General features: G+C 45.5%; 15 protein-coding genes. All 15 read left to right on the top strand.

Annotation, left to right across the window (positions count from 1 at the left end):
• The first annotated feature begins 226 nt into the window (after positions 1-226).
• The 15 genes from BUB11_RS05360 to BUB11_RS05290 all read left to right on the top strand — a co-directional run bounded on the left by BUB11_RS05360 (position 227) and on the right by BUB11_RS05290 (position 13,626).
• Positions 227-2,377 carry a chemotaxis protein CheA gene (locus BUB11_RS05360; RefSeq protein WP_073028409.1) on the top strand — a complete coding sequence of 717 codons (2,151 nt, stop codon included), beginning with the start codon at positions 227-229 and terminating at the stop codon, positions 2,375-2,377.
• 54 nt (positions 2,378-2,431) lie between these two features.
• A complete protein-coding gene (locus BUB11_RS05355) occupies positions 2,432-2,878 on the top strand; it encodes a chemotaxis protein CheW (RefSeq protein ID WP_073028408.1) in 447 nt (148 codons plus the stop codon).
• The gene (locus tag BUB11_RS05350; RefSeq protein WP_073028866.1) at positions 2,865-4,037 is read left to right on the top strand and encodes a protein-glutamate methylesterase/protein-glutamine glutaminase; all 1,173 of its coding nucleotides are present in this window, start codon (positions 2,865-2,867) and stop codon (positions 4,035-4,037) included. The genes BUB11_RS05355 and BUB11_RS05350 overlap by 14 nt, the downstream gene beginning before the upstream one ends.
• A 5-nt stretch (positions 4,038-4,042) precedes the next feature.
• Positions 4,043-4,531 carry a flagellar basal body rod protein FlgC gene (gene flgC / locus BUB11_RS05345; RefSeq protein ID WP_073028407.1) on the top strand — a complete coding sequence of 163 codons (489 nt, stop codon included), beginning with the start codon at positions 4,043-4,045 and terminating at the stop codon, positions 4,529-4,531.
• 7 nt (positions 4,532-4,538) lie between these two features.
• The gene (gene fliE, locus BUB11_RS05340) at positions 4,539-4,877 is read left to right on the top strand and encodes a flagellar hook-basal body complex protein FliE (RefSeq protein ID WP_073028406.1); all 339 of its coding nucleotides are present in this window, start codon (positions 4,539-4,541) and stop codon (positions 4,875-4,877) included.
• A 107-nt stretch (positions 4,878-4,984) separates the two neighbouring features.
• On the top strand, positions 4,985-6,577 hold the full coding sequence (gene fliF, locus BUB11_RS05335; protein ID WP_073028405.1) for a flagellar basal-body MS-ring/collar protein FliF: 1,593 nt from the start codon (positions 4,985-4,987) through the stop codon (positions 6,575-6,577).
• On the top strand, positions 6,578-7,582 hold the full coding sequence (fliG, locus tag BUB11_RS05330; RefSeq protein WP_073028404.1) for a flagellar motor switch protein FliG: 1,005 nt from the start codon (positions 6,578-6,580) through the stop codon (positions 7,580-7,582).
• The gene (locus BUB11_RS05325) at positions 7,566-8,558 is read left to right on the top strand and encodes a FliH/SctL family protein (protein WP_073028403.1); all 993 of its coding nucleotides are present in this window, start codon (positions 7,566-7,568) and stop codon (positions 8,556-8,558) included. The genes fliG and BUB11_RS05325 overlap by 17 nt, the downstream gene beginning before the upstream one ends.
• On the top strand, positions 8,464-9,735 hold the full coding sequence (gene fliI / locus BUB11_RS05320; RefSeq protein ID WP_242947478.1) for a flagellar protein export ATPase FliI: 1,272 nt from the start codon (positions 8,464-8,466) through the stop codon (positions 9,733-9,735). Before BUB11_RS05325 ends, fliI begins: the two co-directional genes overlap by 95 nt.
• A gap of 81 nt (positions 9,736-9,816) precedes the next feature.
• Entirely contained in the window at positions 9,817-10,299 is a 483-nt protein-coding gene (locus tag BUB11_RS05315; RefSeq protein WP_073028401.1) for a flagellar export protein FliJ, read from the top strand.
• Entirely contained in the window at positions 10,296-10,493 is a 198-nt protein-coding gene (locus BUB11_RS05310) for a flagellar FlbD family protein (protein WP_073028400.1), read from the top strand. Before BUB11_RS05315 ends, BUB11_RS05310 begins: the two co-directional genes overlap by 4 nt.
• Before the next feature lie 8 nt (positions 10,494-10,501).
• Entirely contained in the window at positions 10,502-10,936 is a 435-nt protein-coding gene (locus BUB11_RS05305; RefSeq protein ID WP_073028399.1) for a flagellar basal body-associated FliL family protein, read from the top strand.
• A 126-nt stretch (positions 10,937-11,062) separates the two neighbouring features.
• Positions 11,063-12,058: a flagellar motor switch protein FliM gene (fliM, locus tag BUB11_RS05300; RefSeq protein WP_073028398.1), complete on the top strand. Its 996-nt coding sequence runs from the start codon at positions 11,063-11,065 to the stop codon at positions 12,056-12,058.
• Positions 12,051-13,250, top strand: a complete 1,200-nt coding sequence (fliY, locus tag BUB11_RS05295; protein WP_073028397.1) for a flagellar motor switch phosphatase FliY — start codon at positions 12,051-12,053, stop codon at positions 13,248-13,250. Before fliM ends, fliY begins: the two co-directional genes overlap by 8 nt.
• Before the next feature lie 13 nt (positions 13,251-13,263).
• Entirely contained in the window at positions 13,264-13,626 is a 363-nt protein-coding gene (locus BUB11_RS05290) for a response regulator (RefSeq protein ID WP_073028396.1), read from the top strand.
• Position 13,627: the final 1 nt, after the last annotated feature.

Here is a 13,627-nt window from a genome sequence, read left to right as displayed (position 1 = left end):
ATATACGATTTTGCAACTTAATGCTACTATTTAGAGAAGAGAGTTCAAAAACCGAATTTTTTGAAGGAATAAAAAAAACCATGGCGAATTAAAAGGCCTAGAGTGAAAATGTTTGCCTCAGAATGCACATGAAATATTGAATAGGTCTGATTATGAATGTTAGTGTTGTAAGTGATCCGAAAGTGTTGCAATTAGAGGAATATCCGAAAGATAGGGGTGGGAAAACATGGGCCGAGATGAGGATAATAAACAAGGGATCGAGTTAGGAGAATTCCTGGATTTTTACCTATTAGATTCGCAAGAGCAGATTGAACGGCTCGGAGCGGGTCTTTTGCAATTAGAAAAAGAAGGAGAAAACATTGGTCTGATCAATGATCTTTTTCGCTCTGCACATAGCTTGAAAGGGGCTTCAGGAACAATGGGTTTCACACCGATTGTTTCGTTGACACATGCAGCTGAAGACTTATTGGATCGGTTGCGTCAGGGTAAAATAGAAGTTTCTCTTGAAATGATTGATATATTATTGGCTGTGACAGATCGGGTTAAAGCGATGCTGGCCCAAGTAGAACAACGTCAGGACATAACGGTAGGATTTGAGGATTTGGTTTCCTCAATGAGATTGCTATTAAACGGTGAAAGTGTTGATGTTTCTATAGCTTCCCACCCTGTAGAGGAAGTTATAGAAACATTGAGTTTTGTCCCACTGGACTTCTCATTAACATTGGATGAACGTGAAAAACTGAACAATGCTTATAGTATAGGGCGTGCTGTTTATCAAGTGGATGTGGCTCTAGAATCTAACACGCTGATGAAGGCTGTACGTGCAGTTATGGCTACGCAAGTGATTGAGGGCATGGGAACAGTAATTAAGCTGCTTCCGAGCGTCGAAGAGTTGGAAGCGGGGACAGCAGAGAGCTTTTCTATGCTCATTCTCTCTGATGAATCTAAAGAAGAGATTAAAAGGGATTTGTTGGAGATTTCCGAGTTAGTGGAGGTTATTGTTCATTCCTATCCTAACAGTGAGGAACTAGGTGACCTAGATAAAATACCTAATGAAATCAATAAGACTATAGCAGAAGAGAAAATAAAGCCAATCTCAAAACAGGAAACCGCCGTAATACCTAAAGGGTCTGTGAAAGCTGTAGCTTCTCCGGCTGCTGAAGCTACAACGGGGGAGGGCAATACGCAAGTACATACGATCCGAGTAGATACAGTACGGATGGATAATCTGATTAACCTGGTCGGGGAAATGGTCATCACCAGAACTCGCTTGGTGCAAATTGGCTTGGATCTGAAGGCTCAGTACAGTACGGATGGTATGGTCAACAATTTGAATGAGGCAAATGTTTATTTAGGACGTTTAATGAATGACCTACAAGAGAGTGTCATGCGCTTGAGAATGGTGGCGATTGGCACTGTCTTTAACCGTTTTCCGAGGTTGATTCGAGATTTAGCGAAGAAGACTGGAAAAGAAATCGACCTTGTCTTAAAAGGTGAGGACACAGAACTAGATAAGACAGTTGTAGAAGTTATCGGAGATCCCTTAATGCATCTGATTAGAAACTCGGTGGATCATGGGATAGAATCTCCGGAGAAGCGTCGCGAGGCAGGTAAACCAGAATTTGGTACGATTACCCTGAATGCTTTTCATGAAGGAAACCATATTGCTATACTCATCTCTGATGACGGGGCGGGCTTAGATCTCGATAAAATCCGTCAAATAGCGGTTTCGAAAGGTCTGGTTGGAGAACGTGAAGAACTTTCTGAACGGGATGTTGCCAATCTTATCTTCCTGCCGGGTTTTAGCACTGCAGATGTGGTAACGGATATTTCCGGTCGCGGTGTTGGAATGGACGTCGTGAAAAAGGCTCTGAATAATCTGGGGGGAATGGTGGATATCACGACTCGCAGAGGGAAGGGGAGCACGTTTACTATTCGCTTACCTTTGACTTTAGCGATCATCCAGGCTCTTCTGGTTGAGGTTGGGCAAGAAATTTATGCGGTCCCACTTTCCTCTGTTTTGGAGACTCTTCTTGTCAGTCGAGAGGATATTAAAACCGTGGGCGGGTTACCAATGGTTCAATTGCGTGGCAACACCTTGCCGCTAATTTCTCTGCAAGAGAAGTTTGATTTGCCTGCTCCCGAGTCTGAAAGCGGTGAAGTTTTTGTTGTTGTTGTGGGCTTCGGAGATAAAGCGTTAGGGCTTATCGTGGACGAACTGCGCGGACAACAAGAAGTTGTTATTAAATCCCTTGGGGATTTTCTGAATAATCTCCCGGGGATTGCCGGGGCAACAATTCTTGGGGATGGCAAGGTTACCTTGATCCTTGATATCGGATCCTTGCTCCAAGACGTCTTGGTCAATAGAAAAGGCTAAATCGAACCACGAACTTCGAACAACGAACAACGATTTTGAGGGAGGGTAAAGCCAATGGCAGAAGAACAATTAGTAACTTTTAGCTTAGGGTCTGAAGAATTTGGCGTCGATATTATGCGTGTTCAAGAGATTATTCGAATTCCACCGATTACTCGAGTGCCTAAAGCTTCGGAGTATGTCGAGGGTGTTATCAACCTGCGGGGAAATGTAATTCCTGTGATTAGTTTGCGGAATCGTTTTGGTATGACTCGTGTGGAAGAGACCGATCTCAGTCGAATTATTGTCTTGCAAGTACAAACCAAGGTTTTCGGTATTCGAGTTGATGCTGTAACCGAAGTATTGCGCTTAGAAAGCGAAGCGATTGAACCGCCGCCGCCAATTACCTTAGGAATGGATGCTCAGTTCATACGCGGAGTTGGGAAAATAGGGGAGCGATTGCTCATTCTATTGGATCTTGATCACATCATGGGTGGAGAAACAAACCATGATGTCTGTGCCTAAAAAACCTATTGGGGTTCTTATCGTCGATGATTCTCCCTTTATGCGGCTAACCCTGCAAAAAATCCTTAGTCAGGACTTAGGTATTAGGGTAATCGATACCGCACGAGACGGGCGTGACGGGATTTTAAAGCTCCAGGCTCTTCGTCCCCAAGTTGTGACGATGGATGTCGAGATGCCGATTATGGATGGACTTCAGGCCTTGGAAGAGATTATGCGTTGGCAACCGACTCCGGTGATCATCTTAAGCTCAGTGACAACCGAGGGGGCCAAAGCCACGTTGAAAGCTCTTGACTTGGGGGCGATTGATGTTGTAGCTAAACCCTCAGGAAAACCGGGAGATAATCTGCAGGCACTGTCCCATGATCTAATCGAGAAGGTAAAAGCGGCGGCTTTAGTAAATCCTGCACGTCTCAAGGGTAAGAGCTCAACATACCTTGGAACAATTGCCTCATCAACAACAAATAGCACAGTTAACACGGCAACCTCAAAGGCTGCCGCTCCTGTTTCACCAGCTATGTCAAGCACCGGACAAGGCACACGTGCTGTTAGTAATGGGAAGGGAATATTGCCAAAGCATCCGGTTGAAATTGTGGCCATCGGCACTTCAACTGGGGGTCCATCTGCTTTACAAGCAGTTCTGCCGACCCTTCCCGGGAATTTTCCCGTACCGGTGCTAGTCGCTCAACACATGCCGCCGGGGTTTACCGGGCCCCTTGCCCAGAGGCTGAATGGACTTTGCGCCTTGAATGTCAGGGAAGGAATACACGGTGAAACCCTGAAAGCAGGGAATGTATATGTAGCTCAGGCTGGTAAACAGCTTCAGGTTCAAAGCAAGTCCGGACAGCTAGTTCTTCATATAGGAGAGGAATCCCCTATACCCACCCTTTATCGTCCTTCCGTGGATGTCATGTTTCTTTCCTTAGCGAAGTCTGTAGGCAAAGGGACCTTGGGAGTGGTCATGACGGGAATGGGAAGTGACGGAACCAAGGGCATGAAGGAACTCAAAGCCTTAGAAGGATTTGCAATAGCGGAGTCTGAGGAAAGCTGTGTAGTCTATGGGATGCCCAGATCAGTGGTGGAGGCGGGTCTTGCTGACCGAATTGTTCCTCTTGGAGAGATTGGGAAAACGATTGTCGAGTGTGTTATGAGGAGGGGATAAGATTAATGGGTCTTTTTGGAGCAATGGATATTAGTGCCTCGGGTTTAACCGCCCAGCGTTTACGTATGGATTTAACGGCTAACAATATCGCCAATATTAATACGACTCGTACCGGAGAACTAACCCCTGGGGGTAATCAAATTCCTTATAGCAGACAAGTTGCTGTGTTCGTTCCTCGCCCCTCGGAATCACAGTTTTCTAAAGTTTTAGGGGAAACTCTCGGCAGTCAAAATATTGGCAATGGGGTTCAAGTAGCTGGGATTTATAACGATATTACAGAACCCTTCAAGTTAGAATACAATCCCGATTCACCGGATGCGGCTAGGGTTGCTGAGGAGGGATTGCCAGTAGGATATATTCGGCAGCCAAACGTAAATATCGTCACAGAAATGGTGGATATGATATCTGCATCGCGAGCTTATGAAGCGAACGTAACAGCACTCAATGTCAGTAAGTCAATGGCCTCCAGAGCATTGGAGATCGGAAAGGGGTAAAAATTAGATGAGTATTCTGCCGATAGCACCTATTATGCCCCTTGGAGTAATAAATCCTATCGCTCAGACAGGTCCTGAAACTGCTCCGGAAACTGTCAGCACTGGGGACGGGGCTCAAAAAGCCAGCACAGATTTCGCGAAGTTTTTTAGTGATGCTCTAAGCCAAGTAGATGCCTTGCAAACTAAGGCTGATTCAGCCAGTCTGGCACTGGCAACAGGCCAAGTTCAAGACTTGTCTGAAGTGATGGTAGCGTTAGAAAAGGCAAATCTGTCATTGTCCCTAACAGTAGCAACACGGGATAAAGTTTTAGATGCATACAACCAGATAATGCGCATGCAAATATAAGAGAGAAGCAATTAGCAATTATTAGTAAATACGATTGAGCTTTGCTTTTTTAGGGGGTATAGGAGCATTGAGCTTCACGCATCTAATGATGAAAGGAGGAGCCGAGGGTGGAATTTTCTTGGGCAAGAATAAAAGAATCTATAAAGACATTTTGGGGTAACCTTTCTAGCCCACAGAAAATAATTACGGTGTTGGCTCCCCTTTTGGTCGCAGGAATGTTGATTTATTTGATTTTATGGGCCGGTCGCCCGCAGTATATCCCGATTTTTACTGAATTAAGCGACACTGATGCTGGGGCAATTAGGACCAAACTACAAGACATGAAGGCGGATTATAAGCTAGCCGATAATGGGTCGACAATTATGGTCCCACAACAGACATCTGCTGATATTCGTTTACAACTTGCCAGTGCAGGACTTCCTCAGCAAAGCAAATTCAGCTTCGACAATTTAGATACAATGAGGCTGGGGGAGACGGATTCTGACCGTAAACTGCGTTATGTTCTCGGATTACAGAACGAATTAGAAAATACTTTAAAGACCCTGAGTGGTGTGGAAGAGGCACGCGTGCATATCGTGATGCCTGAGCAATCATTATTTATTGAAAGTCAAAAAGCGGCTACGGCAGCGGTAACTCTGAAACTTGTCCCTCACACGATCCTTGTTGAAGATCAGGTCCGCGCCATTGCTAATTTATTGTCAGGCTCAGTGGAAGGACTGTTACCGGAGAATGTGACGATTGTGGACACCGGCGGAAATGTTGTATCAGATATGTTGAGAAAAAGCGATGATCCTGAAAAACTGACAGTTACCCAATATCAACTCAAACAAACGGTCGAAGAAGATACTCGGAAATCAGTCCAGAGTATGCTGGATCGTGTGCTTGGCTCGGGTAAAGCTGTCGTTCGAATAAGTGCGGTCTTAGACTTTGATCAGAAGAAGATAATTAAGCAGATTAACGGTCCTGGTGCAGTGGTGAGTGATCAAAGTTCTAATGAAACGACTACGAATGGTACTGAGGCGGCTGGAGGGACACCTGGATTACCTGCCAATGGGGCTCCAACGTATCCTGTTAATACGAATGTAAACTCGACCTCCACAAAAAACACAAATACTACAAACTATCAGGTAGATACCACACAAGAGGAACAAGTGATTAGCCCGGGCAGTGTTAAACGTCTTTCTGTCTCGGTCATGGCGGATGCGGACACTGTTACTCAAGATCAACTAAACCAAATTAAAACCATCGTCGCCTCTGCTGCGGGAGTAGACGCAGCTCGGGGGGATGATATTCAAGTTGAAGCAATTCCCTTTAATAAAACAGATCTGCAGAATGACATATTGGCAATGGAAAACGCTCGAAAACAGCAACAACTTGTCATATTTGGAGTAATTGGAGCCACCCTCTTACTTGGCTTAATACTTTTGCTTGTGTATCTGCGAAGACGTTCAAACAAAGCGAAGGCGGCCAAATTGTTGGAGTTAGGGGGTTCGGAGCCTGTATCTCAGGCTGACGCCGAAATGCTCTTAGCGCAACAGATAGCAGAGGAAGAGGCCAAGCAGAAATTAGCTCAGAAACAAACCAAATCGGTGGATGAGATCCAGAAGCAAAAGCTTAAAGAGGCTGTTGAACTTTATACACGTAATAACTCGGATGAGGCCGCCCGTCTTATGAAAACATGGCTATCGGAGGACAAGTAGATGGTGCAAGCTTTAACTGGAATTCAAAAGGCAGCAATCCTTATGATTTCCTTGGGACCGGAAAATTCAGCCAATGTGATTAAACATCTTGGAGATGGAGAAATAGAGCAGTTGACCCTGGAAATGGCTAATGTCGGCAGAGTGTCACCAGAAGACAGGGATAATGTCGTAGAAGAATTTCATCAGATGTGCATGGCTAATGACTACATTTCCAGGGGGGGACTGGAGTACGCTCGCGAGGTATTGGAACGGGCCCTCGGGGAAACTCGAGCATTCGATATTATCAGTCGTTTATCGACTTCATTGAAGATGCGGCCCTTTGACCTTGTGCGCAGAACAGATCCTAAGCAGTTATTCTCCTTTATTCAAGGTGAACATCCCCAGACGATCGCGCTTATCATGACACACCTTCCAGTAGATAAAGCGGCTACATTGCTTGCCAGCCTTAGCCAAGATCGACAGGCGGATGTGGCGAAACGCATAGCAACTATGGGTCGCACGAGTCCGGAAGTGCTTAAAGAGATTGAGAAAGTCCTAGAACGAAAGATTTCTAGTTTAGCTCCTACTGATTATACTGCGTCGGGTGGTATTCAGAGTATTGTAGATGTCCTTAATCGGACGGATCCGGGAACGGTTAAAGTCGTCATGGATGCTCTGGAGATAGACGATCCTGATTTAGCAGAACAAATTAAGCGGCAGATGTTTGTCTTCGAAGATATTGTTATGCTGGACGACCGCGGAATTCAGTTGGTCTTACGTGAAGTGGAAACTAAGGATTTAGGGCTGGCCTTGAAAGGATCGAATCCCGAAGTGGCACAGAAAATTCTGGCGAATATGTCCTCACGGGCAGGACAGATGCTCAAAGACGACATGGAATTTATGGGCCCGGTGCGGTTGCGTGATGTAGAAGAGGCGCAGCAACGCATTGTTAAGGTAATTCGTAAGATTGAGGAAAGTGGTGCGATTGTCATCTCCAGAGGAGGTAGCGATGAAATCATCTATTAACTCACGTATTGTCAAAAGTCACAATGTTGAGGTATCGACACCGCGAATGGTGGAGTCCCTCGTAGGGTTTCAGCAGTTGACCGCTTGTTTAGCAGTTCTGAGAGTTGAAGAAGACCGTCGGAACTACGAAAGTTCTCTGCTCAGCGATGAGGGGGAAGCTGCTGAGAAGGAGAACCCTGAGGAGCGAACAGAAGAGTATTTCGAAGAGGCTAGAGGGCAGGCTGCCAGGATTATAGCTGAAGCTGAAGCGGATGCACAGAAAATCCTTACTCAGGCTGAGGTAAGTGCTCAAGAGATTTTGACGAAGGCTGAAGTTGGTTCGCAGGAGATTCTGGCGCAAGCTCAATCTGAAATCGATCGTTTGCGCCAAGAAGTTATGGATAATGCGCAATCTGAGATTTATCCGGCAGCCAAGGCAGAGGGGTATCTTGAAGGAAAGCAAGCAGGAGAAGCTGAAGGAATACGATTGACAGAAAATGCAAATCGACTCTTTCAGTTAGCACAAAGGGCTGTTCAAGAGGAATACTCAAAAGTTGATAAGGAATTACTTCATCTGGCCATTAAAATTGCCGAACGCATTGTCCGTTCTACATTAGCCGTAGAACCCCAACTAGTGGTGGGCATTATCCAGGCTCTAACTCTGTTACCTATTGAACGCCAAGGATGGCGGCTCCATGTGGCTCCTGATGACGCCCAGTGGCTTGAAGAAAATCAGTTGCCCTGTCCTTGGGTGATCAATGAATCTTTGATTGCCGGAGACTGTTTCCTGGAGTGCCAGGAAGGTGTTTTTGATGGTCGGCTTGAAGCTCAATTAGATAAATTGGAACATACCTTGCGAGAGGAGCTCGAACATGGGGTCGTGGAATCTCTTAACCCAGACGGTGAAACAGACAGAACCGATTTCGGCCCAAGGAAGGGTCTCAAAGATTGTCGGCCTGATGGTGGAGGCAGCTGGTCCTCGCGCCAGTGTGGGTGAGTATTGCCATATTATCACGCGAGATGGGCGAGAACTTCCGGCTGAAGTCGTTGGTTTTCGGGATTCAACCACTTTGCTTATGCCTCTCGGAGAACTCGAAGGTATTGCACCAGGAGACTGTGTGCTTTCTCAACGGCAGAAGTTAACCGTACCTGTTGGACTGGGACTTCTTGGCCGAATTCTCGACGGATTAGGAAATCCCCTGGATGGGCGCCCACTAAAGACCGAAACGGCCTACCCGTTGCAAAATAAACCACCCAGTGCTTTATTGCGTCCTCGAATCATGGACACGCTGAGTGTCGGTGTTCGAACAATCGATGGGATCTTAACAATTGGCCGTGGACAACGAATGGGGATTTTTGCCGGGTCCGGGGTGGGGAAGAGTACATTGCTGGGGATGATGGCAAGGAATACAGTGGCTGATATCAACGTTATTGCTTTGATTGGGGAACGGGGTCGAGAACTGCGAGACTTTATTGAGAAGGATTTGGGTCCGGAGGGCTTAGCTCGATCCGTCATTATTGTGGCCACATCTGATCAACCTGCTTTAGTGCGTTTAAAAGCGGCCTTTACTGCTACAGCCATCGCTGAGTATTTCAGGGACAAAGGGGAAAATGTGCTCCTTATGATGGATTCCGTAACCCGTTTTGCTATGGCACAACGGGAGGTAGGCCTCACAGTAGGTGAACCTCCAGCGACTCGCGGATATCCTCCCTCTGTCTTCGCTCTGTTGCCGAAACTGCTGGAACGTTCAGGTATGGCGGAAGTCGGCAGTATTACGGGAATTTATACGGTACTGGTAGACGGGGACGACCATAATGAGCCGATTGCGGATTCAGTCCGCGGAATTCTCGACGGACACATTGTTTTGACTAGGGAGTTAGCTATGCAAAATCAGTTCCCAGCGATTGATATTTTACAATCTGTCAGCAGGGTTATGAATGATGTTATCAGTATGGAACAGCGGGAATTAGCCGGTAAGGTCCGCGAGCATATCGCAGTCTATCGTGACGCCAAGGATTTGATTGACATTGGGGCGTATACTCCTGGAAGTAATCCTAAAATTGATGCTTCCATTGCCCACATGGACCGCATTCAGGCTTTTACTCGACAGAGCGTAGACGAACACATTAGATACAAGGATATGCTTCAACAATTACAGGGGATTTTTACGTGAGGTTGATCACTGACCCAATACTAATTACTTCACTTGAGGATAGTGGATAAAGTGGGGTTCTGGATAAAGGAGTGGAAACTGATGGCAAGATTTCGATTCCGCTTGGACGCAAGTCTTCAAATAGCTCAACAATTATTAGAGTCAGCTCAACGGAAGTATGCTCTGGAAATGAAGCGTTGGCAAGCCTGTCTTCTAGCCTTCGAGGCTCAAAAAGGGCGTTATTATGAAGCCCAAGAAAGTCAAAGAGATGCGGGACGCCATCGGCCAGAAGAACTTAGGATTTGCCAAGTGTTTGCTTTAGAACAGAGACGACGACTAGATCAATGTGAAGCGATTCGGAAGGAGCAGGAACTTGTCATGGATAACGCACGTCGGTGCTTATTGGAAGCTCACCGTGAAGTTGAGAAATATGAACGGCTGAAGGAAAAACAGGCTACAGCCTTTCGCGTGCTGGAGTTACAAAAGGAACAAAAGATATTGGATGAAACTGGACAAGTCCTTCACTGGCTTGGCAGAACTTCGACAGTTGATAAATGTGTAATTAACGGAAGGGCGAATTTATGATTAATGTGACACGATTAAATGGAAAAGCATTCACTTTAAATTCCGACCTGATTGAAACTATGGAAAAAACCCCGGATACGGTAATTACCTTAACGGGTGGAAATAAATATGTGGTGTCAGAACCGATCGAGGTCCTTATCGAACGGATTGCCGAATTTCGCAGGCGTTGCCAGATTTTCAAAGTGGAGGATTGATCAATTTTATGAATCGAAAATCATTAGTTATTACGATAGTTGCCGTGCTTTTGAGCCTGGGACTAGGTGTTGGTGGAACCCTTGGAGCACAAAAGTATATTTTCAAAACTTCCGATGACAGTGAAAAATCGCATGTGAAATCTTCCAAGAAATCCGGACCTTTACTGCCCATCGGCGAATTCACTGTTAACTTGCAAGGGGGATCTTTTCTAAAGGCGAATATAACAGTTCAAGTAATTGACGAAAAGGCTGAAGTTAGTTTAAAGGAAGAGGATGCGTTCCTGAAGGACAGAGTTAATACAGTCTTATCTAATAAGTCCCTTAACGATGTGCAAACTCCAGCTGCTCGTGAAAGACTGAGAGAAGAGTTAGTGAACCAACTCAACGAGGTAGCGGATGATAACATTACGGATGTGCTATTTATTTCTATGGTTTACCAATAACGGGGTTTGATGTGCATGGTTTGTAGTTCTAATACCGAAATATTGATTCTGATGCCCTAGAATTGAGTGTGAAGTTCGAAACACGAATATCGAACCACGAACCACGATAAAGAGAGGGGGGATTTGATGGGAGACGTTTTGTCCCAAAGTGAAATTGATGCTTTACTCAACGCGCTGTCCGATGGACAAGTCGATGTAGAGGAAATGAAGACAACCAAGACTCAAAAGCGGATTCGAGTGTACGATTTTAAACGTCCGAATAAGTTTTCCAAGGATCAGATTCACTCCCTCCATAACATTCATGAGAATTATTGCAGAGGGCTTACTACTTTTTTTTCTGGAAATTTGCATTCTGTTGTTGAAAGCGCCGTCCTTTCAATTGAGCAAATAACCTATGACGAATTCATCCGTTCTTTACCAAACCCCACTGTTTTAGCTCTCTATTCGTTGAGCCCTTTGGAGGGGACCGTCTTAATGGAAGTCAGTCCGGCGCTCACCTTTGCCGTGGTGGATCGACTTTTGGGAGGGCAAGGTGAAGGCGCTGAAAAGAACCGAGATTTGACTGAAATTGAAAAGACAATTATTGAAAATCGTCTGCGTCAAATGATTTTAATCTCGGAAGAGGCTTGGGCAGAGGTATACGAGCTTAAACCTCAGTTTTTGTCAATGGAATCAAACCCTCAGTTTACGCAAATTGTAGCTCCAAACGAAATGATTGTACTCATAACTCTGGAAGTCAGGATTGGTGATGCGGTGGGGATGATTAATATATGTATCCCCTATCTCGTGCTCGAACCCATTTTAGATAAATTAAGCACGTTTTTCCTCTTTTCATCACAGGCAAAAGTCAGTTCTCCAGAACAGGTGCAAGCGATTCGCAAAAAAATTGAGTGGGCAAAAGTAGAAATGGTCGTATTTTTAGGGACTTCGGAAATTCTCGTCAGAGAACTTCTGGACCTTTCCAAAGGAGATGTAATCCCACTGAATCAATCCGTTCAGGAATCACTGCCAATTTATGTAGGAGAGTTTATGAAGTTTAAATCCGTTCCTGGTCTGAATGGAGAACATCTAGCGGTCCAGATTACGGAAATAGTAAAGGAAGGAGGGGAACAAAATGAGTAGTGGGATGCTTTCTCAAGAAGAGATTGACGCTTTGCTCCGGGGAACATCGGACCCAGACTTAGAGACTCCGGCTGAATTCAGTTCCGAGCTACCGTCATCATCAAATGATCTTCTCAATGAGATGGAACGAGACACACTCGGAGAAATTGCCAACATTTCAATGGGTACCGCAGCTACGACATTATCTCAACTCTTAGGCAAAAAAGTGGATATCACCACACCGAAAGTCGATATAACGACTTCGGAACAGATTCGCGAGGATTACCCTATCCCTTCCGTGATTTGTGATGTTAAGTATAAGGTTGGAATTGAAGGCTCTAACCTCTTGATTCTTTCTCAACAGGATGGTTCAGTGATTGTAGATCTGATGATGGGGGGGGATGGAAAAAACCCGGCACCAGGGCTCTCAGAGCTTCAAATCAGTGGGATTTCTGAGGCGATGAACCAAATGATGGGGTCAGCGGCCACCTCCATGTCGACCATGTTTAATGCAATGGTTGATATAACCCCTCCGAATTTAGTACTCAATGATATGGCAGACGGGAAAGATGTAATTCATGACTTCTTGCCTCAGGATGAGCCTCTTGTAAGGATCTCCTTTCGGATGGTGGTGGAAGATGTTATCGATAGTACACTTGTTCAAATACTCCCGCTAAGTGTAGCCAAAGGGATGGTCGATAAGTTATTGAGCGCTATGAATAGCGCTTCTGCAAAGCCGACTTCACAACCGGCTGCCCCTGCACAACCTGCGCCCCCAACTTATCAGGCTCCACAGTCATCCCCGCCGCCGGCGTATGAAGCGCCACCTTATTCGGCTCCCGCCGACTACCCTCAATATGGGACGGCACAGTCCGGTTCACAAGGAAGAATGCAGACCCCTGTTCAACCAGCACAATTTGCACCGTTGCAACCGGGCCCTCAGATGATACAATCGGATAACCTCAGCCTGATTCTTGATGTTCCCTTGCAGATAAGCGTGGAACTTGGGCGTGCCAAAAAGACAATTAAGGAAATCCTGGATATGGGACCTGGTTCGGTCGTTGAACTGGATCGTTTGGCTGGAGAATCGGTGGATATGATAGTCAACGGAAAATTAATCGCAAAATGCGAAGTTGTTGTCGTTAATGAGACCTTTGGAATTCGAATTACTGATATAATACATCCAATGGAACGAATGAATTCATTGAAATAAAGGAGGAAATGTTATGAGTGATACAATAATGATTGTTGATGATGCAGCCTTTATGCGTATGATGCTAAAAGACATATTGACTAAAAATGGGTTTGACGTGGTTGGCGAAGCAGAAAATGGGGCCATGGCCGTGGAGAAATATAAGGATTTGCAACCAAACCTGACGATTATGGATATTACTATGCCGGAAATGGACGGGCTTCAGGCGGTTAAAGAAATACGCAAAATAGATGCAAAGGCTCGGATTATCATGTGCAGTGCTATGGGCCAACAATCAATGGTTATTGAAGCGATTCAGTCCGGTGCCAAAGACTTCGTTGTTAAGCCCTTCCAAGCAGAACGCGTGGTTGAGGCTGTCATGAAGGCGTTGAAATAAA

The sequence above is a fragment of the Desulfosporosinus lacus DSM 15449 genome (genome assembly GCF_900129935.1).
Classification (GTDB): Bacteria; Bacillota; Desulfitobacteriia; order Desulfitobacteriales; family Desulfitobacteriaceae; genus Desulfosporosinus; species Desulfosporosinus lacus.
The sequence above is the reverse complement of the archived record's forward strand: the minus strand, read 5'-3'. Positions and strand labels throughout refer to the sequence as shown.

What these genes read in the sequence shown, in the direction of transcription:
- BUB11_RS05360 (WP_073028409.1), top strand. Translation starts at nt 227, where the DNA reads ATGGGCCGAGATGAGGATAATAAACAAGGGATCGAGTTAGGAGAATTC.
- BUB11_RS05355 (WP_073028408.1), top strand. Translation starts at nt 2,432, where the DNA reads ATGGCAGAAGAACAATTAGTAACTTTTAGCTTAGGGTCTGAAGAATTT.
- BUB11_RS05350 (WP_073028866.1), top strand. Translation starts at nt 2,865, where the DNA reads ATGTCTGTGCCTAAAAAACCTATTGGGGTTCTTATCGTCGATGATTCT.
- flgC (WP_073028407.1), top strand. Translation starts at nt 4,043, where the DNA reads ATGGGTCTTTTTGGAGCAATGGATATTAGTGCCTCGGGTTTAACCGCC.
- fliE (WP_073028406.1), top strand. Translation starts at nt 4,539, where the DNA reads ATGAGTATTCTGCCGATAGCACCTATTATGCCCCTTGGAGTAATAAAT.
- fliG (WP_073028404.1), top strand. Translation starts at nt 6,578, where the DNA reads ATGGTGCAAGCTTTAACTGGAATTCAAAAGGCAGCAATCCTTATGATT.
- BUB11_RS05325 (WP_073028403.1), top strand. Translation starts at nt 7,566, where the DNA reads ATGAAATCATCTATTAACTCACGTATTGTCAAAAGTCACAATGTTGAG.
- BUB11_RS05315 (WP_073028401.1), top strand. Translation starts at nt 9,817, where the DNA reads ATGGCAAGATTTCGATTCCGCTTGGACGCAAGTCTTCAAATAGCTCAA.
- BUB11_RS05310 (WP_073028400.1), top strand. Translation starts at nt 10,296, where the DNA reads ATGATTAATGTGACACGATTAAATGGAAAAGCATTCACTTTAAATTCC.
- BUB11_RS05305 (WP_073028399.1), top strand. Translation starts at nt 10,502, where the DNA reads ATGAATCGAAAATCATTAGTTATTACGATAGTTGCCGTGCTTTTGAGC.
- fliM (WP_073028398.1), top strand. Translation starts at nt 11,063, where the DNA reads ATGGGAGACGTTTTGTCCCAAAGTGAAATTGATGCTTTACTCAACGCG.
- fliY (WP_073028397.1), top strand. Translation starts at nt 12,051, where the DNA reads ATGAGTAGTGGGATGCTTTCTCAAGAAGAGATTGACGCTTTGCTCCGG.
- BUB11_RS05290 (WP_073028396.1), top strand. Translation starts at nt 13,264, where the DNA reads ATGAGTGATACAATAATGATTGTTGATGATGCAGCCTTTATGCGTATG.